This window comes from Pseudomonas sp. Leaf58 (assembly GCF_003627215.1).
Classification (GTDB): domain Bacteria; phylum Pseudomonadota; class Gammaproteobacteria; order Pseudomonadales; family Pseudomonadaceae; genus Aquipseudomonas.
The window spans coordinates 1-23163 of record NZ_CP032677.1 but is presented as its reverse complement, the minus strand read 5'-3'; the positions used below and the strand labels follow the sequence as shown (position 1 = coordinate 23163).

The window sequence follows — 23163 nt, the reverse complement described above, 5'->3', positions numbered from 1 at the left end:
GCGGATGAAGATCATCATCCTCGGGGCAGGGCAGGTAGGCGGAACACTGGCAGAACACCTGGCCAGCGAAGCCAACGACATCACCGTGGTCGACACCGACGGCGAACGCCTGCGCGACCTGGGCGACCGCCTGGACATTCGCACCGTGCAGGGTCGTGGCTCACTGCCCACGGTGCTACGCCAGGCCGGTGCCGACGACGCCGACATGCTGGTGGCGGTGACCAACAGCGACGAGACCAACATGGTCGCCTGCCAAGTGGCCTATTCGCTGTTCCACACCCCGACCAAGATCGCCCGGGTGCGCGAGTCGGCCTACCTGACCCGCGAAGAGCTGTTCGACAACGACCACATTCCGGTCGACGTGCTGATCAGCCCTGAGCAGGTAGTAACCAACTACATCAAGCGCCTGATCGAACACCCAGGCTCGCTGCAGGTGATCGACTTCGCCGAAGGCAAGGCCCAGCTGGTGGCGGTGAAGGCGTACTACGGCGGCCCGCTGGTTGGTCAGCAACTGCGCCAGATTCGCGCGCACATGCCCAACGTCGACACCCGCGTGGCGGCCATCTTCCGCCGCGACCGGCCGATCACCCCGCGCGGCGACACGGTGATCGAAGCCGATGACGAGGTGTTCTTCATTGCCGCGAAAAAGGACATCCGCGCCGTGATGGGCGAACTACGCCGCATCGACGAAACCAACAAACGCATTGTCATCGCCGGCGGCGGACAAATTGGCGAACGCCTGGCCGAAGCCATCGAAAGCCGCTACCAGGTGAAGATCATCGAGATGAGCCCGGCCCGCTGCCGTCACCTCTCCGACACCCTGGAAAGCACCGTGGTGCTGCAGGGCAGCGCCTCGGACAAGGACCTGATGCTCGAAGAGAACATCGCCGACGCCGATATTTTCCTGGCCCTGACCAACGACGACGAAGCCAACATCATGTCGTCGCTGCTGGCCAAGCGCCTGGGCGCGGGCAAGGTGATGACCATCATCAACAACCCGGCCTACGTCGACCTGGTGCAGGGTGGCGATATCGACATTGCCATCAGCCCGCAGCTGGCCACCATCGGCACCTTGCTGGCACACGTGCGCCGGGGCGACATCGTCAGCGTGCACTCGCTGCGCCGTGGTGCGGCCGAGGCCATCGAAGCGGTGGCGCATGGCGATTCGAAGTCGAGCAAGGTGGTGGGCAAGGCCATCGAAGACATCGCCCTGCCGCCAGGTACCACCATCGGGGCGATCATCCGCGACGAAGAGGTGATGATCGCTCACGATGACACGGTGATCGAATCGGGTGACCACGTGATCCTGTTCGTTGTGGATAAAAAGCACATTCGCGATGTGGAGAAGTTGTTCCACGTCGGCTTGAGTTTCTTTTAGGAGAACAGGGCATGCGCGAGTCACTGGAGAAGATGCTGGCCAAGGGTGTGGATAACCCGTTGCTGCGGTTCGGCCTTGGCAAGGCCTGGCTGGATGAGGGCAATGGCGCTGAGGCAGCGGTGCACCTGGCGCGCTGTGTACAGCAGGACCCGAAGTATTCGGCGGCGTGGAAGCTGCTGGGCAAGGCGTATCAGTTGCAGGGTGACCTGGCGGCTGCGCGCAAGGCCTGGGAGGACGGGATCGTGGCGGCGCAGGCCCATGGCGACAAGCAGGCCGAGAAAGAGATGACCGTGTTCCTGAAGAAGCTCAACAAAGTATCGGATTAGGGCCCCCGTGTAGGAACGGGTTCACCCGCGAATGCGTCGGTAAATCCAACATCGCATTCGCGGGTAAACCCGCTCCTACAGGTGACGGTGAAATGCTTAATACCAGCGCGGCTCGCCAGCCGGGCGTTTCTTGAAGCGTTTCATGCTCCACATGTACTGGCTGGGGTACTGGCGCACGTAGCGCTCGACCACCTTGCTCATCGCCGCCGCCGACACGTTCACGTCGGTGCTGTACATTTCTTCCGGCGCCGCCTCCAGAAACACCTTGAAGCCCGAACCGTCCGGCAACCGCAGCGCATGCAGGAACACCCCCACCGCCTTGCCCCCTGCCAACATGTTCGGCACGAACTTGCTGGTCAGCGCCTGGGTCCCCAGGAACGGCACGAACACACCCGCCGATTCCGCCGGCTCCGGGTCAGCGGGAATACCCACCTGGCCACCACGGCGCACTTCCTTGATCACGCTGAGGATGCCTTCCTTGGTCGATGGCGCCACGCGGTTGCCCATCTGCACCCGTTGCTCGCGCAGTAGGTCATCCACCGCCTTCAGCTTCGGCGGGCGGTAGAAGATGATCGGTTTGCACTGGTTGCAATAAAAGTGGTTCAGCACCTCCCAGTTACCCAGGTGGCTGGTGATGCCGACCACGCCCTTGCCCGAGGCCAGAGCTTGCTCCAGCACTTCCAGGCCGTGCACTTCCTTGACCAGTTCCAGCGAGCGCTGCGGCGGCCAGATCCAGGCACAAGCACTTTCAACGAACGATTTGCCGATATCCCGCAAGGCCTGGCCGACCAGTTGCTCACGGGCAACCGGGTCCATTTCGGGGAAACACTTGGCCAGGTTGATCCGCACCACGTCGCGCGAACCGTTGGGGATCTTCCACATCAGCCAGCCGATACCGGCGCCAACGCGCTGCACAGCGCCCCAGGGCAGCTTGGCAAACAGGCGCAGCACCCCGACCATCAGGGCGCCCTTGAACTTTTCCACAGGCGAATTCCTTATTTCAGCAAGGCGCGCATTGTAACCCCTCAGCGCAACAAGGCGGCGTAGCGATCGCAATCGGTGGTGTGGTCCATGACCATGCCGGTGGCCTGCATGAACGCATAGCAGATGGTTGGGCCGACAAAGGTGAAGCCGGCTTTCTGCAGGGCCTTGCTCATGGCCTTGGCTTCGTCGGTAACCGCCGGCACCTCGCTGCGGCCGTTGAAGTGGTTGATCTTCGGCGCACCGCCAACGAACGACCAGAGCCATTCGGCAGGGTTATCCACAGCCAGCCAGGCCTGGGCATTGCGCCGGGCGGCCTTGAGCTTGAGGCGGTTGCGGATGATCCCGGCATCCTGCATCAACGCTTCGATACGTTCGTCGCTCATGGCGGCCAGCTGCACCGGGTCGAAGCCGTGCATCACCTCGCGATAACGCTCGCGTTTGCGCAATACGGTGAGCCATGACAAGCCCGCCTGGAACCCTTCGAGCAAAAGCATCTCGAACAGCAACGCCGGGTCACGCTGGGGTGTTCCCCATTCCTGGTCATGGTAGGCCTGGTACAACGGATCGTCGGTACACCAAAAGCAGCGTGGCATAAGGCTCCAATGAGTAGAGGGCGAGGCGAATCAGGTTATACTCCCGCTCTTTACATCCGCATCCCCAGATACAGGTGAATTTCGTGAGCCAGCCTACGCCAGCCGTGCGTACCTTCCAAGACCTGATCCTCGCCCTGCAAAACTACTGGGCAGCTCAAGGTTGTGTGGTGCTTCAGCCCTACGATATGGAAGTAGGCGCCGGCACTTTCCATACCGCCACGTTCCTGCGCGCCGTCGGCCCAGAGACCTGGAACGCCGCCTATGTGCAGCCTAGCCGTCGCCCCGCCGACGGGCGGTATGGCGAAAACCCCAACCGCCTGCAGCACTACTACCAATTCCAGGTGGTGCTCAAGCCAAACCCGGCCAACTTCCAGGAGCTGTACCTGGGCTCGCTGAAAGCCATCGGCCTGGACCCGCTGGTCCACGACATTCGCTTTGTCGAAGACAACTGGGAATCGCCGACCCTTGGCGCCTGGGGCCTGGGCTGGGAAATCTGGCTGAACGGCATGGAAGTCACTCAGTTCACCTACTTCCAGCAGGTAGGCGGCATGGAGTGCTACCCGGTCACCGGTGAAATTACCTACGGCCTCGAGCGCCTGGCCATGTACATCCAGGGCGTCGACTCGGTGTACGACCTGGTATGGGCCGACGGCCCGTTCGGCAAAGTCACCTACGGTGACGTGTTCCACCAGAACGAAGTGGAGCAGTCGACCTATAACTTTGAACACGCCAACGTCGAGAAGCTGTTCGAGCTGTTCGATTTCTACGAAAGCGAAGCCAACCGCCTGATCAAGCTGGACCTACCGCTGCCGACCTATGAAATGGTCCTGAAGGCGTCGCACACCTTCAACCTGCTGGATGCCCGTCGCGCCATTTCGGTCACTGAGCGCCAGCGCTACATCCTGCGTGTCCGTACCCTGGCCCGGGACGTGGCGCAAAGCTATCTGCAAGCCCGTGCACGCCTGGGCTTCCCGATGGCCACCCCTGAACTGCGTGACGAAGTGTTGGCTAAGCTGGAGGCTGCACAATGAGTGCTCAAGATTTCCTGGTAGAACTGGGCACCGAAGAGCTGCCACCGAAGGCCCTCGCCAGCCTCGGCGATGCCTTCCTGGCCGGTATCGAGAAAGGCCTGCAGGCCGCTGGCCTGAACTACACCGGCAAGCAGGTATATGCCGCGCCGCGTCGCCTGGCCGTACTGATCCGCCAACTGGACGTGCAGCAGCCTGACCGCAGCATCAACATTGACGGCCCACCCCTGCAGGCGGCATTCAACGCCGAAGGCGAGCCGACCCAAGCTGCCCTGGGCTTCGCCAAGAAGTGCGGTGTAGAGCTGGCCGAAATCGACCAGAGTGGCCCCAAGCTGCGCTTCTCCCAGCACATCCCGGGCAAAGCCACTGCAGGCCTGCTGCCGACCATCGTCGAAGATTCGCTGAACGACCTGCCAATTCCCAAGCGCATGCGCTGGGCGGCCAGCCGTGAAGAGTTCGTGCGCCCGAGCCAATGGCTGGTGATGCTGCTGGGCGACCAGGTGGTCGACTGCACCATCCTGTCGCAGCAAGCTGGCCGTGAGTCCCGCGGCCACCGCTTCCACCACCCGGAAAACGTGGTTATCACCACCCCGGCCAACTACGTCGAAGACCTGCGCAAAGCCTACGTGCTGGCCGACTTCGCCGAGCGCCGCGAGCTGATCAGCAAGCGCACCGCTGAGCTGGCCATGCAGCAGGAAGGCACCGCTATCGTGCCGCCGGCGCTGCTGGACGAAGTGACCGCCCTGGTCGAGTGGCCGGTGCCGCTGGTTTGCTCGTTCGAGGAGCGTTTCCTGGAGGTGCCGCAGGAAGCCCTGATCACCACCATGCAGGACAACCAGAAGTACTTCTGCCTGCTGGACAGCGAAGGCAAGCTGCTGCCGCGCTTCATTACCGTGGCCAACGTCGAAAGCCGTGACCCCAAGCAGATCGTGCAAGGCAACGAGAAGGTCGTGCGCCCTCGTCTGACCGACGCCGAGTTCTTCTTCAAGCAGGACAAGAAGCAGCCACTGGAAACCTTCAACGAGCGTCTGAAGAACGTGGTATTCCAGGCTCAGCTGGGCACCGTGTACGACAAGGCCGAGCGTGTTTCCAAGCTGGCCGCGTTCATTGCCCCACTGATCGGCGGCGACGCCCAGCGCGCTGGCCGTGCCGGCCTGCTGTCGAAGTGTGACCTGGCTACCGAGATGGTCGGCGAATTCCCTGAAATGCAGGGTGTTGCCGGTTACTACTACGCGCTCAACGACGGTGAGCCGGAAGACGTTGCCCTGGCCCTGAACGAGCAGTACATGCCGCGCGGTGCTGGCGCCGAGCTGCCGCAGACCCTCACCGGTGCTGCCGTGGCAATCGCCGACAAGCTCGACACTCTGGTCGGCATCTTCGGCATCGGCATGTTGCCTACCGGCAGCAAGGACCCGTACGCCCTGCGCCGTGCCGCCCTGGGCGTGCTGCGCATTCTGATCGAGAAGCAACTGGACCTGAACCTGACCGGTGCGGTCGAGTTCGCGGTCAAGCAGTTTGGTGCCAAGGTCAAAGCTGCCGGCTTGGCCGAGCAGGTGCTGGAGTTCATCTTCGACCGCCTGCGTGCGCGCTACGAAGACGAAGGCATCGATGTAGCCACCTATCTGTCGGTACGGGCCCTGCAGCCAGGCTCCGCCTTGGACTTCGACCAGCGTGTGCAGGCCGTGCAAGCGTTCCGCAAGCTGCCAGAAGCCGAGGCCCTGGCCGCAGTGAACAAGCGCGTGTCAAACCTGCTGAGCAAGGCTGAAGGCGCCATCGCCGAGCAGGTTGAACCGAAGTACTTCGACAATGCCAACGAGTTCTCCCTGTACTCGGCCATCCAGCAGGCCGACCAGGCCGTGCAACCGATGGCGGCTGCACGCCAGTACAGCGAATCGCTGGCCCGCCTGGCGGCCCTGCGCGATCCGGTCGACGCCTTCTTCGAGGCGGTGATGGTGAACGCCGAGGACGCTAAGGTACGTGCCAACCGTTATGCCCTGCTCAGCCGCCTGCGCGGCCTGTTCCTGGGCGTGGCCGACATCTCGCTGCTGGGGTAAACCTTGAAACTGCTGATTCTCGACCGTGACGGGGTGATCAACTACGACTCCGACGCCTATATCAAGACGCTGGAAGAATGGGTGCCGATCCCTGGCTCGGTCGAAGCGATCGCGCAGTTGAGCAAGGCGGGCTGGACGGTGGCCGTGGCCACCAACCAGTCCGGCATTGCCCGTGGCTACTACCCGCTGGCAACCCTCGAGGCCATGCACGCGCGCCTGCGCGAACTGGTGGCCGAGCAGGGCGGTGAAGTGGGCCACATCGTGTATTGCCCGCACGGGCCGGACGAAGGCTGCGATTGCCGCAAGCCCAAGCCTGGCATGCTGCGGGCGATCGCCGAGCATTATCAGGTTGGCCTTGAGGGCGTCTGGTTCGTCGGCGACAGCAAAGGTGACCTGGAGGCCGCCCAGGCCGTCGGTGCACAACCGGTGTTGGTGAAAACGGGCAAGGGCCAGCGGACCCTGGAAAAAGGCGTCGGCAAAACTACACTTATTTTCGACGATCTGGCAGCTATCGCCAGAGAACTAATTTAAACGATGCGCCTTCTGGCGCATTTTTCTCAGGCGGGCATGCCCCGCAATGGTACAAGCCACTATGTCGATCCTGCAGGCGATCAGAATCTTTCTTTTTTACCTGCTGCTGGGCACCAGTTCGCTGCTGTGGTGCTCGCTGAGCTTCTTCATCGCGCCGTTCCTATCGTTCCCCAAGCGCTACAAGTTCATTAACGTGTACTGGTGCCGCTGCGCGCTGTTCCTGGTGCGCACCATTCTGGGTATCGACTACAAGATCACCGGCGCTGAAAACGTGCCTGCTGAGCCTTGTGTAATTCTGTCCAACCACCAGAGCACTTGGGAAACCTTCTTCCTGTCCCAGTACTTTTCGCCGTTGAGCCAGGTGCTCAAGCGCGAGCTGCTGTACGTGCCGTTCTTCGGATGGGCCATGGCCATGCTGCGGCCAATCGCGATCAACCGGGACAACCCGAAGGAAGCCCTGCGCCAGGTGGCGAGCCAAGGTGATGAGCTGCTCAAGCAGAAGACCTGGGTGTTGATATTCCCGGAAGGCACCCGCGTGCCGTTCGGCACCGTCGGCAAGTTCTCCCGCGGTGGTACCGCGCTGGCAGTGAATGCCGGGCTGCCGGTGCTGCCGATTGCCCACAACGCTGGCAAGTTCTGGCCGAAGACCGGTTGGGGCAAGCGCTCGGGCACCATTGAGGTGGTAATTGGCGCGCCGATGTACGCCAATGGCACCGGGCCACGCGCCATTGCCGAGCTTAATGACCGCGCTGCAGCATGGAACGAAGCAACCCAACGGGCCATGGGTTCGCTGCCGCCGGCCGATGAAAAACCCGCGCAGCAGATGGCCTGAGCGTCTGTGGATAACTTGTGAGCAATTTTTGGATTAAATGCTTGAAGTAAGCGCTAAGTGATTGAATTGACTGTTTATTTCCCTGTATGACATTTTTCTGAAAATCGTGCATAAGTTTTTCGAGGTATAAAAAAACCGGCTTTTACAGCCGGTTTTTTTGTGGGCTCACGCAGGTGTTATAAGAGCAGCCCGGGCCCCGTTAGACCTTGTCGATATCTACATCCTTGGTTTCCTTCAGGCAGAAGATCCCAACCACCAGGCTGATCCCCGTCACCAGCACCGGATACCACAGCCCGTAGAAGATATCCCCTGTGTACACCACCAGGGCAAACGACACCGTTGGCAGGAAGCCACCGAACCAGCCGTTACCGATGTGATAGGGCAGCGACATCGAGGTGTAGCGGATACGGGTCGGGAACAGCTCGACCATCACCGCTGCTAGCGGGCCATAGGTCATGGTCGCGATCAGGATCATCGCCACGATCAGCACCACCACCATTACCTGATTGACCTGCGCCGGGTCGGCTTTGGCCGGGTAACCCGCCTGTTCCACTGCCGCACGCATGGCTGCTTCGTCGAAGCCATTGATGGCCTTGTCACCGATGTTCACCACCACATCGCTGCCGGCAACGTCCACCGAGCTGTACGGCAGGCCCTGCTTGACCAGGAATGTCTTGACCTTGTCGCATGGGCTGTCAAAACGTGCCTTGCCCACCGGGTCGAACTGGAACGTGCAGCCCTGCGGGTCGGCAGTGACCACGATTGGTGCCTGACGGCTGGCAGCATCGATCTGTGGGTTGGCGTAGTGGCTCAGCGCCTTGAACAGCGGGAAGTACAGCACAGTGGCCAACAGCAGGCCGAGCATCAGGATAGGCTTGCGGCCGATGCGGTCGGACAACCAGCCGAAGAACACGAAGAACGGCGCACCAATCACCACGCTGATGATCAGTAGGGTGTTGGCCTGGGCCGGGTCCATCTTCAGCATCTGGGTCATGAAGAACAGCACGTAGAACTGCGCCGTATAGAAGGTCACGGCCTGCCCGGCGTTGATGCTGAACAGGGCGGTCAGCACCACTTTCAAGTTGGGCCAAGAGGTGAACGACTCACGGATTGGCGACTTGCTGACCTTGCCTTGGGCCTTCATTTTCACGAAGGCTGGCGACTCGTGCATGCTCATGCGAATCCAGGTGGAGATCGCCAGCAGGAAGATCGACAGCAGGAAGGGCAAGCGCCAGCCCCATACTTCGAACTGATCGCCGCTGATGTAGCGGCTGCCCAGTACCACCAGCAATGACAACAACAGGCCTAACGTTGCCGTGGACTGGATGAAGCCCGTATGGAACCCGCGCTTACCGTGTGGGGCATGTTCTGCCACATACGTTGCCGCACCGCCGTATTCCCCGCCAAGCGCCAGCCCCTGCAGCATGCGCAGGACCACCAGTATGATCGGCGCAGCGATACCGATGCTGGCATAGGTGGGCAACAGCCCTACCGCAAAGGTGGACAGGCCCATCAGCACGATGGTGACCAGAAAGGTGTATTTGCGCCCGATCATGTCACCCAGGCGGCCAAATACCAGCGCGCCGAACGGCCGCACGAGAAAGCCGGCGGCAAAGGCCATCAGGGCGAAGATGAAGGCGGTGGTATCGTTCACGCCAGCGAAGAACTGCTTGCTGATGACCGCTGCCAGCGCACCATAGAGAAAAAAGTCATACCACTCGAAAACTGTCCCGAGGGATGACGCGAAAATGATCTTGCGTTCTTCACGACGGCTGGAGCTGCTGGCCGCCGCACCCTGCTCTTGGATGTAATCCGACATCGTTGCTGTCCTCGGCCCGCAGGCCACAGTGATTATTCTTGTTGTTCCACTGTCGGTAGCTTTCGACCGCAAGCTACCGGTGTTGCATGCTCCCGGTCAGGGGGTCGGTATCGCGTCTTCGTTCAGATAGGTCTGGGTGGCAGCTCCTTTGAGGATCAGTTGCGCCGCCTTCTCGGCGATCATCAGGGTGGGTGAACAGGTATTGCCGGAAGTGATCTGCGGCATGATCGAGGCATCGGCCACGCGCAGGCCGGGGATGCCGTGCACGCGCAGTTGGTTATCCACAACGTCCATTTCACCGCTGCCCATGCGGCAAGTACCGACCGGGTGGAAGATTGTGGTGCCGATTTTGCCTGCGGCTTCGAACAGCTGTTCCTCGGTTTGCAGGGCCGGGCCCGGCAGGTATTCCTTAGGTTCGAACGCGGCGAGGGCAGGGGCCTGGACAATACGCCGGGTCAGGCGGATGGCATCGGCGGCGACGCGCAGGTCCTGGGGGGCGCTGAGATAGTTGGGGTCGATCAGCGGCGCGCTGTTCATGTCGCTGCTGCGGATATCGATACGCCCGCGGCTGACCGGGCGCAGGTTGCACACCGATGCGGTAAAGGCCGGGAACTGATGCAGCGGTTCGCCAAAGCGCTCCAGTGACAATGGCTGTACGTGGTACTGCAGGTTGGCGGTGGCCTGCTCCGGGCCCGAACGCACGAACGCGCCCAACTGGCTCGGCGCCATGGCCAGCGGGCCACTGCGGTCGTAGAGGTAACGCAGGCCCATGCCCATCTTGCCCCACAGGCTGTTGGCCATCTGGTTCAGGGTACGGGCATTGCGAATTTGGTAGATAAGGCGCAGTTGCAGGTGGTCCTGCAGGTTGCCACCCACGCCCGGCATGTGGTGACGCACACCAATACCCAGGCTTTCCAGTAGCTGCCGCGGGCCAATGCCGGAGCGCTGCAGAATGCCGGGCGAACCCACCGCGCCAGCACAGAGAATGATTTCGCGACGCGCCGCAAACTCATGCCAGGCACCTTGCCAGAACGCCTTCACCGCCCGCGCACGGGTGTTGTTGAGCAGTACCTGATCAACCTGCACGCTGGTCAGCACGGTGAGGTTGGGGCGGTTGTTGATCGGCCGCAGGAACGCCTTGGAGGCATTCCAGCGCACACCGCTGCGCTGGTTGACCTGAAAGTATCCACAGCCCTGGTTGTCGCCAGTATTGAAGTCATCGACCTTGCCGATGCCGCTCTGCTCAGCAGCATCACGGAAGGCATCGAGAATCGGCCAGCTATAGCGCTGGCGCTCGACCCGCCATTCGCCTTCGCCGCCATGGTGCTCGCTGGCGCCGGCAAAGTGGTTTTCGCTCGCCTTGAACAGCGGCAGCACGTCCTGCCAGGCCCAGCCTTCGTTGCCCAGCTCAGCCCAGCGGTCATAGTCGGCTGCCTGGCCGCGCATGTAGATCATGCCGTTGATCGAGGAACAGCCCCCCAGCACCTTGCCCCGTGGATAACCCAGTGCGCGCCCCCCCAGGCCAGGCTGTGCTTCGGTTTTGAAACACCAGTCGGTGCGCGGATTGCCGATGCAGTAGAGGTAACCGACAGGGATGTGGATCCAGGGGTAGTTGTCGCGGCCACCCGCTTCCAGCAGCAACACGCGGCAGCCAGGGTTGGCGGACAAACGATTGGCCAGCAGGCAACCGGCTGGGCCGGCCCCTACGACCACGTAATCGAAGACAGAATCGGCTGATGGCATGTGCAACCTCGCGCCCGTTTTTTATTCTTGTCCCGATCCATCTTAGTGAGTAATTTCGTGGGTGAAACACGAGATTTCGCGCAGCCGCTGTGCGTTTTAGCACAGGGGTAAGCCTGTACCGGCCTCTGTGAGAGCGGGTTCACCCGCGAAAGGGCCGGAACGAACTGCCAAAAAGGATAAGCATGTTCGACTGGAATGATCTGCGGTTTTTCCTCGAGTTGCAGCGCAGCGGCCGCCTGCTTACTGCCGCCAAGCGCCTCAATACCACCCACAGCACGGTGGCCCGGCATATCGAGAGCATCGAGCAAAGCCTGGGCACTGCGCTGTTCGTGCAGCATGCCCAGGGCTACGAACTGACCCCTTCTGGCCAGGCCCTGCTCAAGCACGCCGAAGCCATGGAAAACGTCGCCCTGCTGGCGCAGGAAGAAATCACTCAGGCCATCACCCCGCTGGGCAAGATTCGCCTAGGTGTGACGGAAGGCATCGGCATCATGTTTTTCACCCCACGCATGAACGCGCTGTTCGAGCGCTACCCCGGCCTGGAAGTAGAACTGGTGGCCGTGCCGCGCTTCGTCAGCATCCTCAACCGCGAGGCAGAGATCAGTATCCACCTGGAACGCCCGAACGCTGACCTGCTGATTACCCGCAAGCTCACCGACTATCGCCTGGCGCTGTACGCCAGCCAGGAGTACCTGAACCGCGCGCCACCTTTGCACAACCGCGAGGACTTGGCCCGGCACAGCTGGATCGGTTACGTCGACGACTTGCTGTTCAGCCAGGAGCTGCTGTTTCTCAACAGCTTTTGCCGCGCCCCCAATGTGGTGTTTCGCAGCACCAGCGTGATCGCCCAGCAGGCCGCCGCCCGCGCCGGGCTGGGCATCGCCGTACTGCCCAACTACATGGCCCGCCACGACCCGACGCTGGTGCGCGTGCTACCTGGCGAGACTATCCAGCGCAGTTACTGGATCTGCACCCGTCGCGAGTTGCACAAGTCGGTACGCCTGCGAGTGGTGTGGGATTACCTGCTGGCGCTGTGCGCGGCCGAACAGAGCGAACTGCTAGCCCAGTAGCGCCTTGCCGACCAGTAGCAGCGCAGCTGCCCAACCTGCCACGGCAAACATCTGCTGCAAGCGCGGCCCGGCTAGCTTGGCCGCCAGTGGCCGCGCCAGCAGCAAACCGAGCACCGCGCCGATGGCGAACGGCGCGCCAACCTGCCAATGCATGACCCCCGCCAGGCTGGCGCTGACCACACTGCCGGCAGATACCAGAGCGATCACTGCCAGCGAGGTGGAAACGATGCTGGCCATGCGTAGGTTGGTATAGCGGTTCAAGGCCGGGATGATGACGAAGCCACCCCCCACGCCAAGCAGGCCAGACAAAAGCCCGGACAGCGCGCCAGTGAAAGCCAAGGCACGCGCACAGGGCAGGGTCCAGCGCAAACGGCCCTGCAACGGGTTCAGCACACAGGGTTCAATGTAGCGATGGGCGTCATTGGCTTCACCGCGCAGCTCTTTGGCCGCCTTGCGCCAGATGCGCAGGCAGGCGTACACCAGCACCGCAGCGAACACCAACTGCAGTGGCGTGTTCGGCAGGCGGTGCGCCAGCATCAGCCCGAACGGGGCCGCTGCCACCCCTATCAGTGCGATGAACAGTGCTGCCCGGTAGCGCACCAAGCCCTGACGCAAGCCCAGCACAGCACCAACCGCCGCCGCCAAGCCTACAGCCAGCAAACCGACCGGTGCCGCCTCGACCATCGACAGCCCCAGGCCGAATACCAGCAAAGGCACTGCGAGGATGCCACCGCCCGCCCCCGTCAATGCCAGCACAGCGCCGATGATTGCGCCTAGGCCTGCACCCAATAATTGATGTTCGATCACTGCCCACCCTCGGCTACCAACTGCGGGCGTGCCAGCCACTCGCGCCCCTTGAGCATGCCTTGCCAGTACAGGGGTGGCAGCGCCTGCGCCTTGAGCAGCCATGCCAGGCGCGTCGGCTTGCGGCCATCGAGCAACCAGTTGGGGAAGCTCGGTGCCAGCTTGCCGCCATAGGTGAACTCTGCCAGCACAATCTTGCCGCGCTCGACGGTAAGCGGGCACGAGCCATAGCCGTCGTACTGGGCCAGCGTTGGCAGCTTGCCAAGCGCCACCAGCACGTTGTTGGCTACCACCGGTGCCTGCTTGCGGGCAGCCGCAGCAGTCTTGGCATTGGTGGTGTTGGCTACGTCACCTAGGGCATGGATGTTGCCGAACTTGCGATGGCGCAGGGTGTGCGGATCGACATCGACCCAACCGGCACTATCGGCCAATGGGCTTTCGCGAATGAACGCCGGTGCCACCTGCGGTGGTACAACATGCAGCATGTCGAAGGCTTCGATGCGGGTTTCACTGCTGCCATCGGCCAAGGTACGCACAAAGGTAGCGCGCTTGTTCGGGCCGTCCACGGCTACCAGGCGGTGGGCAAAATGGAGGTCTACCGCGTACTTGTCGATGTACTTCATCAGCGCGGGCACGTAGTCCGCCACACCGAACAATACCGCGCCGGCATTGAAGAAACTGGCCTTCACAGCCCCTAAGTGACCATGGCGCAGCCAGTGGTCGCAAGACAGGTACAGCGCCTTCTGCGGCGCGCCCGCGCACTTGATGGGCATCGGCGGCTGACTGAACACGGCGCGGCCTTGCTTGAGTTTCTGCACCAGCTCCCACGTGTAGGGCGCCAAGTCGAAGCGGTAGTTGGAAGTGACGCCGTTGCGGCCCAGGGTCTCGCTAAGCCCATCGATGGCAGCCCAATCCAGCTTGAGCCCAGGGCAGACCACCAGTTGTTGATAGCGGATGGCCCGCCCGTCCTCAAGGAGGACCAACTGGCCCAACGAGTCAAAGACCTGCACCCGCGCTTTAATCCAGCGCACCCCACGCGGAACCGTCGCGGCCATGGTGCGGGCAGTGCTCGACGCCTTGAACACACCGGCACCGACCATAGTCCAGCCGGGCTGGTAATAATGCACGTCGGCTGGGTCAATCAAGGTAACGTCCAGCGACGGGTCACGGCTGATCAGGCTGGATGCGGTGGCGATACCAGCGGCACCGGCACCGACGATGACCACTGTGTAGTGGTCGGTATTGGTTGGGGACAACAAGGCAGGCATGGCGGTAAATCCTGGAAATCTGGTTATAGGGCAGGGCGGTTACAGCTTGTTCAGCGGGATCTTCAGGTAGCTCACACCGTTCTCTTCTGGTGCGGGGAACTGGCCGCTACGCATGTTCACCTGCACCGCGGGCAGGATCAGTACCGGCATGTCGAGTGTCTTGTCGCGCGCTTCGCGCATGGCGACGAAACTGGCCTCGTCGATGCCTTGGTGAATGTGGATATTGCTGGCGCGCTGCTCGGCCACGGTGGTGACGTACTGCATGTCGCGGCCACCGGGCAGGTAGTCGTGGCACATGAACAGCCGGGTCGAGTCGGGGAAGGCCAGCAGGCGACGGATCGAGCGATACAAGGTACGGGCATCGGCCCCCGGGAAGTCACAGCGGGCAGTGCCGTAGTCGGGCATGAACAAGGTGTCGCCGACGAACACCGCGATCTCGCCGCCGTCCTCGATCATGAAGCTCATGCACGCGGGTGTATGCCCCGGGGTGTGCAGCGCACGGGCATGCAGGTTGCCAATGCGGAAACCTTCCTCGTCCTCGAACAGCACATCGAACTGGCTGCCGTCGCGGGCAAAGCCAGGTTCGGCATTGAACAGGTCACCGAACACTTTCTGCACCTGGGTTATGTGCGCGCCGATAGCGGTATGGCCGCCAAGCCTTTCCTTCAGGTAGGCCGCTGCTGAAAGGTGGTCGGCGTGCACATGGGTTTCCAGCACCCAGCGCACGCTGGCATTCAGCTCCGCCACACGCTCGATCAACCGGTCTGCCGAAGCGCTGCAGGTGCGCCCGGACTTGGGGTCATAATCCAGCACGCTGTCGATCAATGCGCATTGCCGGGTTTCACGGTCCATGACCAGATAGCTGATGGTCGAGGTCGCCTTGTCGAAAAAGGCGTCCACGTGAAGGTTGTTGCCGATGATCATCACGTTCTCCAATTTATCCGCCATGCCTTGTAAGGCGTAGGCAGTGACTGGAGGTTTATCAAGATGCATGCCAGGCTTTTTCCTACGCATGGCCCAATGAATCCGGCCCGCGGCTGACAGCTGTCGGCGAAACTGACAGCACGGCTGGCAGTCGACTGTCAGCCAATGGCAGTGTTTGGCAGTCCTTGTTACCCTGCGCCGGCTCATCCAATCGGTGCCGTCATGCCTGAAGCTCATCCCCTCATCCTAGCCCTGGTTTCCTACCTTGAGCACGATGCCCTGCCAACCATCGTGCTGGACACCGACTACAACATCCTGGCCGCGAACGCCGCCTACCGCCGCCAGTTCGGCCAGCATGACCAGGCGCCGCTGGGCGAAAAGTGCCACAAGGTCTCGCACCACTACGCCGTGCCGTGCGACCAGGCTGGCGAGCATTGCCCGATGCGCAAGGCGTGGGACAGCAAAGTACCGGAGCGGGTGTTGCACATTCATCACACGCCACGTGGCCCCGAACATGTGGATGTCGAGCTACGGCCGATCCTGGACGAACAGGGCAGGGTGGTAGCCTTTGTCGAACGGCTGACCACCATCACCCTCGCCTCGGCGCAGCCTCAGGAACAGGGGCTGGTCGGCCGGGCGCCAGCATTCAAGGCTGCCCTGGCCAGTCTGCAGCGCGCGGCGCCCGCACAAATCCCGGTGTTGCTGCAGGGTGAGTCGGGGACTGGCAAGGAGCTGTTTGCCCGCGCAGTGCACATGGGCAGCCCCCGGGCCAACGGCCCACTGGTAGTGGTCGACTGCACTGGCCTGACCGAGTCATTGTTCGAGAGTGAGTTGTTCGGCTACGAGAAGGGCGCGTTCACCGGTGCCAACCAGCGCAAGGTTGGCCTCGCTGAAGCAGCCCATGGCGGCACCCTGTTCCTTGATGAAATTGGCGAAGTGCCGCTGGCGATGCAGGTGAAACTGCTGCGCTTGATCGAGTCCGGCAGCTTTCGCCCGGTTGGCAGCCTGCGCACAGTGCATTCGGATTTCCGCCTGGTGTCGGCAACTCACAAGCCGCTCAAGCAAATGGTCGCGAATGGGAGCTTCCGCGAAGACCTGTACTACCGCATCAGCGGCTTCCCGATCCGCCTGCCTGCACTGCGCGAACGGGTCGAAGACTTGCCCCTGCTCGCACAGAGCCTACTGCAGCGCACGGCAGGCAAGCCGACGCCCAAGCTGAGCGCGGAGGCCTTGCAGCAGCTTGGGCTGCATTCGTTCCCAGGGAATATTCGCGAGCTGCGCAACATTCTGGAAAGGGCGCGGTTATTTACCGATGACGGGCTGATCCGGCCGGAGCATTTGCCGGACGAGATTAGACCGGTAGCAACCGTGAAGACAGGGGGACGGCGTAGTGACCTGGGTGAGCTTGCGCAAGCACTGGAACAGTTCAAAGGCTCACGCAGCGAACTGGCCAACCACCTCGGCATGAGTGAGCGTACGCTGTATCGTCGCTTGAAGGCGCTGGGCCTGAGCTAGTTATTGCCAGGCACTAAAAAGCCCGCATTAGCGGGCTTTCTAGTATCTGGCAATCTACACCTGATCAGAAGTCCAGGTTCGACACCGACAGCGCGTTGCTTTCAATGAAGTCACGGCGCGGTTCTACCGCATCACCCATGAGGGTGTTGAAGATCTGGTCAGCAGCGATCGCATCCTCGATGGTGACCTTGAGCATGCGGCGGACGGCTGGGTCCATGGTGGTTTCCCACAATTGATCCGGGTTCATTTCACCCAAACCTTTGTATCGCTGGATCGTATGGCGCTTGGTGGTTTCGTTCATCAGCCAGTCCAAGCCTTCCTTGAACTCAACGATAGCTTTTCGGCGCTCGCCACGCTGCACATAGGCCCCTTCACCCAACAGACTCGACAACTTGGCACCCACGTTGACCACGGTGCGGTAGTCGTTGCTGCCGAAGAAGTCACGGTTAAAGGTGATGTAACTGGCCAGGCCATGAGAGGTGATTTCCACTTCAGGTAGCCATACATTGCGTTCCTTGTCTTCGCGCAGGCTGGCTTTATAAGCAAGGCCAGACTTCTGGCTGTTGTTCAAACGCTCCTGGAATCGGGCCAGCCAAGCTTGCATGACAGCGTGGTCACCCAACTGCTCCAGAGTCACCTCCGGCAGGTAGATGAAATGTTCGGTGAGCTCTTCCGGATACAAGCGCGACAGACGCTTGAGGGTCTTCATGACGCTACGGAATTCGTTGACCAACGCTTCCAGTTGCACACCGGAAACCGCTGGCGCCGACTCGTCCAAATGCAGGCTGGCATCTTCCAAGGCCGACTGGGTCATGTACTCCTCCATGGCCTCGTCGTCTTTGATGTACTGCTCTTGCTTGCCTTTCTTCACCTTGTACAGCGGTGGCTGGGCAATGTAAATGTAGCCACGCTCGACCAGCTCTGGTAGCTGACGGAAGAAGAATGTCAGCAGCAGGGTGCGAATGTGCGAACCGTCAACGTCAGCATCGGTCATGATGATGATGTTGTGATAACGCAGTTTTTCGATGTTGTACTCTTCACGGCCGATACCGCAGCCCAGCGCAGTGATCAGCGTGCCCACTTCCTGGGACGAAATCATCTTGTCGAAGCGCGCTTTCTCGACGTTGAGGATCTTGCCCTTCAGCGGCAGGATCGCCTGGGTACGACGGTTACGGCCTTGCTTGGCCGAGCCACCCGCGGAGTCACCCTCCACCAGGTACAGTTCGGAAAGGGCAGGGTCCTTTTCCTGGCAGTCCGCCAGTTTGCCCGGCAGGCCGGCGATATCCAACGCACCTTTACGGCGCGTCATCTCACGGGCTTTACGTGCAGCTTCACGGGCACGGGCAGCGTCGATCATCTTGCCAACGACGGCCTTGGCCTCGTTCGGGTTTTCCAGCAGGAAGTCCGAGAAGTATTTGTTCATCTCTTGTTCCACGGCGGTTTTCACCTCCGAGGAGACGAGCTTGTCTTTGGTCTGCGAGCTGAACTTAGGGTCCGGTACCTTCACCGAGATGATTGCGGTCAGGCCTTCACGGGCATCGTCGCCAGTGGTCGCCACCTTGTTCTTCTTGGCCAGGCCTTCCTGTTCGATGTAGCTGTTCAAGCTACGGGTCAGCGAAGAACGGAAGCCCACCAGGTGAGTACCGCCATCACGCTGCGGAATGTTGTTGGTGAAGCACAGCAGGTTTTCGTTGAAGCTGTCGTTCCATTGCAAGGCGACTTCAACACCCACACCATCGTCACGCTGAACGTTGAAGTGGAACACCTGGGAGTTCACCGGCGTCTTGTTGGTGTTCAGGTACTCGACGAACGCACGCAGGCCGCCTTCGTACTTGAAGAACTCTTCCTTACCGCTGCGCTCATCCTTCAGCAAAATGCCAACGCCCGAGTTCAGGAACGACAGTTCACGGATACGCTTGGCCAGGATGTCCCAGCTGAAGTGAATGTTCTTGAAGGTTTCAGCGGACGGCTTGAAGTGAATGTGAGTACCGGTCGTCTCGCTCTCACCGACAACAGCCATCGGCGCTTGAGGAACACCGTGAACGTAAGTCTGTTCCCAGATCTTGCCGCTACGGCGAACAGTGAGCACCAGCTTCTCGGACAGAGCGTTTACAACAGAAACACCTACGCCGTGCAGACCGCCGGATACCTTGTAGGAGTTGTCATCGAACTTACCGCCGGCGTGCAACACGGTCATGATGACCTCGGCTGCGGAAACGCCTTCTTCTTTGTGCACGTCGACCGGAATGCCGCGACCGTTGTCGCGCACACTGATGGATTCGTCCGGGTGGATGATAACGGTGATGTCATCGCAGTGACCGGCGAGGGCTTCGTCGATCGAGTTGTCGACCACCTCGAAGACCATGTGGTGCAGGCCGCTACCATCATCGGTGTCGCCAATGTACATGCCGGGACGCTTGCGTACGGCATCCAAACCTTTCAGCACCTTGATGCTGGAGGAGTCGTACGTTTGATTTTCGCTCATGCCTTCACTCCCGATGGTCGTGGGTCTGGGTGATACGGCCTTGTTCCACGTGGAACAAAGCAACTGGCGTTTCCGTCTGCCAGCCTTCCCTCAGTAATTCGTGATCTACACAGGTGATAAAAACCTGGCAGTGTAATTCTTCTAGCAAGCGGCACAGCGCGCGGCGATGCTGGTCGTCGAGTTCGGACGGCAAGTCATCCACCAGATAAATACAGTGACCGCGGCGAGCCTGGCTAACAAGGTGGCCTTGGGCAATACGCAATGCGCAAACCACCAGCTTTTGCTGACCTCGCGACAAAATGTCGGCTGCATTGTTGGCAGCCAGACGAAGGCGCAGATCAGCACGCTGCGGACCGGCCTGGGTATGGCCCATCTGCTGATCGCGAAGGAGAGAGGAGGCGAGTACTTCTTGCAGTTCCCGGTCCTTGTCCCAGCCTCGGTAGTAGCTCAGGGTTAACCCGTCCAGCTCGACAAGTTCGCTCAGGGTTCGCTCGAAGACAGGCTTCAAGGCCTTGATGTAGTTGCGACGGTATTCATCTATTTCCGCACTGGCCAGGCACAACTCCCGGTCCCAGGCGGCTTGCGAAGCTGGGTCAAGTGTACCATGCCGCAACCATGAGTTCCGCTGCCGCAGAGCCTTCTGCAGCCGTTGCCAGGCCGACAGGAAGCGAGGTTCCACGTGGAACACCCCCCAATCGAGGAACTGGCGGCGAATTTTCGGGGCACCTTCCAACAGCCGAAAACTGTCTGGATTGATGAGCTGCAGCGGCAGTAGCTCTGCCAACTGCGCGGCACTGCGCGCGTTCTGCCCATCGATGCGAATAGTGAAATCTCCCTGCCGCTCACGTGATACACCCAGGTTGCTGGTACCACCCTCAGTCAATTGAACTTCGCCAAATACAGTGCAAGCAGGTTGTTCATACTGGATGACCGGGTTCAAGCGGGTGCTGCGGAATGAGCGCGCCAGCCCAAGCAAGTGCACGGCTTCAAGTACGCTGGTCTTGCCGCTGCCATTAGCGCCGTAAAGGATGTTGATGCGGGGGGAGGGTAAGAGTGTCACCGGGTGCAAGTTGCGCACCGCGGTGACCATGAGACGTCGAAGGGACATTTCGCCTGCTACGGGTTACAGGCGCATCGGCATGACAACGTAGGAAGAATCGTCGTTGCCAGCTTCCTGCAGCAGCGCACTGCTGTTGGAGTCGGACAGGATCAGACGAACTTGCTCAGTAGTCATCACACCCAGCACATCCAGCAGGTAGCTGACGTTGAAGCCGATTTCCAGCGAGCTACCTTCGTAGTCCACGCTGATTTCTTCTTCAGCTTCTTCCTGCTCGGGGTTGTTGGCCTGGATCTTCAGTTGCCCAGCCGCCAGTTGCAGGCGGATACCGCGGTACTTTTCGTTGGAAAGGATCGCAGTGCGGCTGAAGGCTTCACGCAGCGCCTGGCGGTCGCCGACCACTAGCTTGTCGCCGCCCTTGGGCAGAACGCGCTCGTAGTCCGGGAACTTGCCATCCACCAGCTTGGAGGTGAAGGTGAACTCACCAGTGGTGGCGCGGATGTGGTGCTGGCCCAGGACGATGCTGACCATGCCTTCTGGGTCGGTCAACAGACGTGCCAGTTCCAGGATACCTTTGCGTGGCACGATGACTTGGTGGCGATCATCCTGCTCAATGGGGGCGCTCATGGAGCACAGCGCCAAGCGGTGACCGTCGGTGGCTACCGCACGCAGCGTATTGCGGGAAACCTCCAGCAGCATGCCGTTGAGGTAGTAGCGCACATCCTGCTGGGCCATGGCGAAGCTGGTGCGCTCGATCAAGCGACGCAGCTTGCTTTGCTCCAGGTTGCAGGTCAGCGAGCCTGGGCCTTCTTCCACGGTAGGGAAGTCATTGGCTGGCAGGGTCGACAGGGTAAAGCGGCTGCGGCCGGCCTTGACCAACAGTTTTTGCTCGTCGACCTTGATATCGATCAGAGCGTCGTTCGGCAGGCTTTTGCAAATGTCCATCAGCTTGCGTGCCGGGACAGTGATTTCGCCGGGCTCAGCCGGCTCTTCCAGTTGCACGCGGCCTACCAGTTCGACCTCCAGGTCGGTACCGGTCAACGACAATTGCTGGCCTTGTACAACCAGCAGTACGTTGGACAGGACCGGCAAGGTCTGACGGCGCTCGACGACACCGGCGACCAGTTGCAGGGGTTTCAACAGGGCTTCGCGTTGAATGGTGAAATGCATGGTCTAGTCCCTTGCCTTCAATTAGCTGCGCAGACGGCCATCAGGTCGTCAGCGTCCGCAGCAGGTTCTTGTAGTCCTCGCGGATGTCCGCGTCGGATTCCTTCAGTTCGTTGATCTTGCGGCAGGCGTGCAGCACGGTCGTATGGTCGCGACCACCGAACATGTCGCCGATTTCCGGCAGACTGTGGTTGGTCAGCTCTTTGGACAGCGCCATCGCCACCTGGCGCGGGCGCGCGACAGAACGCGAACGCCGCTTGGACAACAGATCGGAGATCTTGATCTTGTAGTACTCAGCGACAGTACGCTGAATGTTATCCACACTGACCAGCTTGTCCTGCAGCGCCAGCAGGTCCTTGAGCGATTCACGGATCAGCTCGATGGTGATGTCACGACCCATGAAGTGTGAGTGAGCAATCACTCGCTTCAATGCACCTTCCAGTTCACGGACGTTGGAGCGGATACGCTGGGCGATAAAGAAGGCCGCGTCATGCGGTAACTCGACCTTGGCCTGATCGGCCTTCTTCATCAGGATTGCCACGCGAGTTTCCAGCTCAGGCGGCTCGACAGCCACCGTCAACCCCCAACCAAAGCGCGATTTAAGGCGTTCTTCCAGGCCTTCAATCTCCTTGGGGTAGCGGTCAGAAGTAAGGATTACCTGCTGGCCGCCCTCAAGCAAGGCGTTGAAGGTGTGGAAAAACTCTTCCTGCGAGCGCTCTTTACGGGCAAAGAACTGGATGTCGTCGATCAGCAACGCATCTACCGAACGGTAGAAGCGTTTGAATTCGTTAATGGCATTGAGCTGCAGCGCCTTGACCATGTCGGCGACGAAGCGCTCCGAATGCAGGTACACAACCTTGGCATTCGGGTTCTTCTTCAGCAGGTGGTTACCCACAGCATGCATAAGGTGGGTTTTACCCAGGCCCACCCCCCCATAAAGGAAGAGCGGGTTGTAGCCATGTTTGGGGTTGTCTGCCACCTGCCAGGCAGCCGCACGTGCCAGCTGGTTCGACTTGCCCTCGACGAATGTGTCGAAGGTGAACGTACGGTTCAGATAGCTGGTGTGCTTGAGCGCACCTTCAACCTGCACGGTGCGCTGTTCAGTCCGGGCATTGCTAACCGGCGCCGATGCAGGCTCGGCCATGGCATCGAAGCTATCACGCGAGGACGGTTCGGCCAGTTCATCGACCAGCACGGGCTCGGACGCTGCCATCGCGACCGGTTCGACCGCAGCCGCCGGTACCGCCTTCTGGGGCTGGCTGTGCGCCTGGGTTTGCGCAAGCGTAGCAGCCACCGCGGCACTCACTGGCGCGTTTGGCGCAGCACGGGGTGCCGAGCTGCGACGGCTGCCAATCAATAAGGAAAGGGCAGGCGCAATGCCACTGCCGTTTTCACCTAACAGCTCAAGCAAGCGCCCCAGGTACTTTTCATTGACCCAATCGAGAACGAAACGGTTAGGCGCATAGACGCGCAACTCGTCGCCTTCGGCTTCGACCTGTAGCGGACGGATCCAGGTGTTGAATTGCTGGGCAGGCAGTTCATCGCGCAGAAGCTCCACGCACTGCTGCCAAAGTTCCACTGACAC

General features: G+C 60.9%; 19 protein-coding genes. 8 read left to right on the top strand and 11 right to left on the bottom strand.

The genetic code is table 11. From position 1 onward, the window contains the following. The first annotated feature begins 4 nt into the window (after window positions 1-4). Window positions 5-1378: a Trk system potassium transporter TrkA gene (gene trkA, locus DV532_RS00095; protein WP_056793818.1), complete on the top strand. Its 1374-nt coding sequence runs from the start codon at window positions 5-7 to the stop codon at window positions 1376-1378. Window positions 1379-1389: 11 nt separating this feature from the next. Further along, on the top strand, window positions 1390-1704 hold the full coding sequence (locus DV532_RS00090) for a tetratricopeptide repeat protein (RefSeq protein WP_056793820.1): 315 nt from the start codon (window positions 1390-1392) through the stop codon (window positions 1702-1704). 96 nt (window positions 1705-1800) lie between these two features. On the opposite strand, the gene DV532_RS00085 is transcribed toward DV532_RS00090, so the two are convergent. Beyond that, window positions 1801-2688 carry a lysophospholipid acyltransferase gene (locus DV532_RS00085; RefSeq protein ID WP_056793823.1) on the bottom strand — a complete coding sequence of 296 codons (888 nt, stop codon included), beginning with the start codon at window positions 2686-2688 and terminating at the stop codon, window positions 1801-1803. A 41-nt stretch (window positions 2689-2729) separates the two neighbouring features. Continuing rightward, window positions 2730-3281, bottom strand: coding sequence for a DNA-3-methyladenine glycosylase I (locus DV532_RS00080; RefSeq protein ID WP_056793825.1), 552 nt, complete (start codon window positions 3279-3281; stop codon window positions 2730-2732). Between the two features lie 83 nt (window positions 3282-3364). Between DV532_RS00080 and glyQ the strand changes: the two genes are divergently transcribed. The 4 genes from glyQ to DV532_RS00060 are packed head-to-tail and all read left to right on the top strand — an operon-like array spanning window position 3365 to window position 7726. Continuing rightward, on the top strand, window positions 3365-4312 hold the full coding sequence (glyQ, locus tag DV532_RS00075; RefSeq protein ID WP_056793827.1) for a glycine--tRNA ligase subunit alpha: 948 nt from the start codon (window positions 3365-3367) through the stop codon (window positions 4310-4312). Next, window positions 4309-6363 carry a glycine--tRNA ligase subunit beta gene (gene glyS, locus DV532_RS00070; protein WP_056793829.1) on the top strand — a complete coding sequence of 685 codons (2055 nt, stop codon included), beginning with the start codon at window positions 4309-4311 and terminating at the stop codon, window positions 6361-6363. Before glyQ ends, glyS begins: the two co-directional genes overlap by 4 nt. 3 nt (window positions 6364-6366) lie before the next feature. Then, entirely contained in the window at window positions 6367-6894 is a 528-nt protein-coding gene (gene gmhB, locus DV532_RS00065) for a D-glycero-beta-D-manno-heptose 1,7-bisphosphate 7-phosphatase (protein WP_056793831.1), read from the top strand. Window positions 6895-6940: 46 nt separating this feature from the next. Next, the gene (locus tag DV532_RS00060) at window positions 6941-7726 is read left to right on the top strand and encodes a 1-acyl-sn-glycerol-3-phosphate acyltransferase (protein ID WP_056793833.1); all 786 of its coding nucleotides are present in this window, start codon (window positions 6941-6943) and stop codon (window positions 7724-7726) included. Between the two features lie 199 nt (window positions 7727-7925). On the opposite strand, the gene DV532_RS00055 is transcribed toward DV532_RS00060, so the two are convergent. Further along, window positions 7926-9545, bottom strand: coding sequence for an MFS transporter (locus tag DV532_RS00055; protein WP_056793834.1), 1620 nt, complete (start codon window positions 9543-9545; stop codon window positions 7926-7928). Window positions 9546-9641: 96 nt separating this feature from the next. Further along, window positions 9642-11288 (bottom strand): GMC family oxidoreductase, encoded by a 1647-nt coding sequence (locus DV532_RS00050; RefSeq protein WP_056793836.1) that lies wholly within the window; start codon window positions 11286-11288, stop codon window positions 9642-9644. Window positions 11289-11470: 182 nt separating this feature from the next. Here DV532_RS00050 and DV532_RS00045 point away from each other — a divergent pair, with 182 nt between their 5' ends. Further along, window positions 11471-12358 (top strand): LysR family transcriptional regulator, encoded by an 888-nt coding sequence (locus tag DV532_RS00045; protein WP_056793838.1) that lies wholly within the window; start codon window positions 11471-11473, stop codon window positions 12356-12358. Here DV532_RS00045 and DV532_RS00040 read toward each other — a convergent pair. Genes DV532_RS00040 through DV532_RS00030 form a run of 3 tightly spaced genes read right to left on the bottom strand, consistent with a single transcriptional unit; the run spans window position 12347 to window position 15354 of the window. Next, entirely contained in the window at window positions 12347-13165 is an 819-nt protein-coding gene (locus DV532_RS00040; protein WP_056793840.1) for a sulfite exporter TauE/SafE family protein, read from the bottom strand. The genes DV532_RS00045 and DV532_RS00040 overlap by 12 nt on opposite strands. Continuing rightward, window positions 13162-14430, bottom strand: coding sequence for an FAD/NAD(P)-binding oxidoreductase (locus DV532_RS00035; protein WP_056793842.1), 1269 nt, complete (start codon window positions 14428-14430; stop codon window positions 13162-13164). The genes DV532_RS00040 and DV532_RS00035 overlap by 4 nt, the downstream gene beginning before the upstream one ends. Window positions 14431-14469: 39 nt before the next feature. Next, a complete protein-coding gene (locus tag DV532_RS00030; protein WP_056793844.1) occupies window positions 14470-15354 on the bottom strand; it encodes an MBL fold metallo-hydrolase in 885 nt (294 codons plus the stop codon). Window positions 15355-15576: 222 nt separating this feature from the next. On the opposite strand from DV532_RS00030, the gene DV532_RS00025 reads away from it, so the two are divergent. Continuing rightward, complete coding sequence (locus tag DV532_RS00025) at window positions 15577-16869, top strand: sigma-54-dependent Fis family transcriptional regulator (RefSeq protein WP_056793846.1); 1293 nt, start codon at window positions 15577-15579, stop codon at window positions 16867-16869. A gap of 64 nt (window positions 16870-16933) precedes the next feature. Here DV532_RS00025 and gyrB read toward each other — a convergent pair whose 3' ends face one another. The 4 genes from gyrB to dnaA are packed head-to-tail and all read right to left on the bottom strand — an operon-like array spanning window position 16934 to window position 23163. Further along, on the bottom strand, window positions 16934-19354 hold the full coding sequence (gene gyrB / locus DV532_RS00020; protein WP_056793848.1) for a DNA topoisomerase (ATP-hydrolyzing) subunit B: 2421 nt from the start codon (window positions 19352-19354) through the stop codon (window positions 16934-16936). Between the two features lie 4 nt (window positions 19355-19358). Beyond that, entirely contained in the window at window positions 19359-20462 is a 1104-nt protein-coding gene (gene recF, locus DV532_RS00015; protein ID WP_056793850.1) for a DNA replication/repair protein RecF, read from the bottom strand. A 15-nt stretch (window positions 20463-20477) separates the two neighbouring features. Further along, window positions 20478-21581 carry a DNA polymerase III subunit beta gene (gene dnaN / locus DV532_RS00010; RefSeq protein ID WP_056793852.1) on the bottom strand — a complete coding sequence of 368 codons (1104 nt, stop codon included), beginning with the start codon at window positions 21579-21581 and terminating at the stop codon, window positions 20478-20480. Between the two features lie 40 nt (window positions 21582-21621). Beyond that, window positions 21622-23163 (bottom strand): chromosomal replication initiator protein DnaA, encoded by a 1542-nt coding sequence (gene dnaA / locus DV532_RS00005; RefSeq protein ID WP_056793854.1) that lies wholly within the window; start codon window positions 23161-23163, stop codon window positions 21622-21624.

Coding starts and splice junctions, on each gene's coding strand:
- trkA (WP_056793818.1), top strand. CDS start 5: ATGAAGATCATCATCCTCGGGGCAGGGCAGGTAGGCGGAACACTGGCA.
- DV532_RS00090 (WP_056793820.1), top strand. CDS start 1,390: ATGCGCGAGTCACTGGAGAAGATGCTGGCCAAGGGTGTGGATAACCCG.
- DV532_RS00080 (WP_056793825.1), bottom strand. CDS start 3,281: ATGCCACGCTGCTTTTGGTGTACCGACGATCCGTTGTACCAGGCCTAC.
- glyS (WP_056793829.1), top strand. CDS start 4,309: ATGAGTGCTCAAGATTTCCTGGTAGAACTGGGCACCGAAGAGCTGCCA.
- DV532_RS00060 (WP_056793833.1), top strand. CDS start 6,941: ATGGTACAAGCCACTATGTCGATCCTGCAGGCGATCAGAATCTTTCTT.
- DV532_RS00055 (WP_056793834.1), bottom strand. CDS start 9,545: ATGTCGGATTACATCCAAGAGCAGGGTGCGGCGGCCAGCAGCTCCAGC.
- DV532_RS00050 (WP_056793836.1), bottom strand. CDS start 11,288: ATGCCATCAGCCGATTCTGTCTTCGATTACGTGGTCGTAGGGGCCGGC.
- DV532_RS00045 (WP_056793838.1), top strand. CDS start 11,471: ATGTTCGACTGGAATGATCTGCGGTTTTTCCTCGAGTTGCAGCGCAGC.
- DV532_RS00035 (WP_056793842.1), bottom strand. CDS start 14,430: ATGCCTGCCTTGTTGTCCCCAACCAATACCGACCACTACACAGTGGTC.
- DV532_RS00030 (WP_056793844.1), bottom strand. CDS start 15,354: ATGATCATCGGCAACAACCTTCACGTGGACGCCTTTTTCGACAAGGCG.
- DV532_RS00025 (WP_056793846.1), top strand. CDS start 15,577: ATGCCTGAAGCTCATCCCCTCATCCTAGCCCTGGTTTCCTACCTTGAG.
- gyrB (WP_056793848.1), bottom strand. CDS start 19,354: ATGAGCGAAAATCAAACGTACGACTCCTCCAGCATCAAGGTGCTGAAA.
- recF (WP_056793850.1), bottom strand. CDS start 20,462: ATGTCCCTTCGACGTCTCATGGTCACCGCGGTGCGCAACTTGCACCCG.
- dnaN (WP_056793852.1), bottom strand. CDS start 21,581: ATGCATTTCACCATTCAACGCGAAGCCCTGTTGAAACCCCTGCAACTG.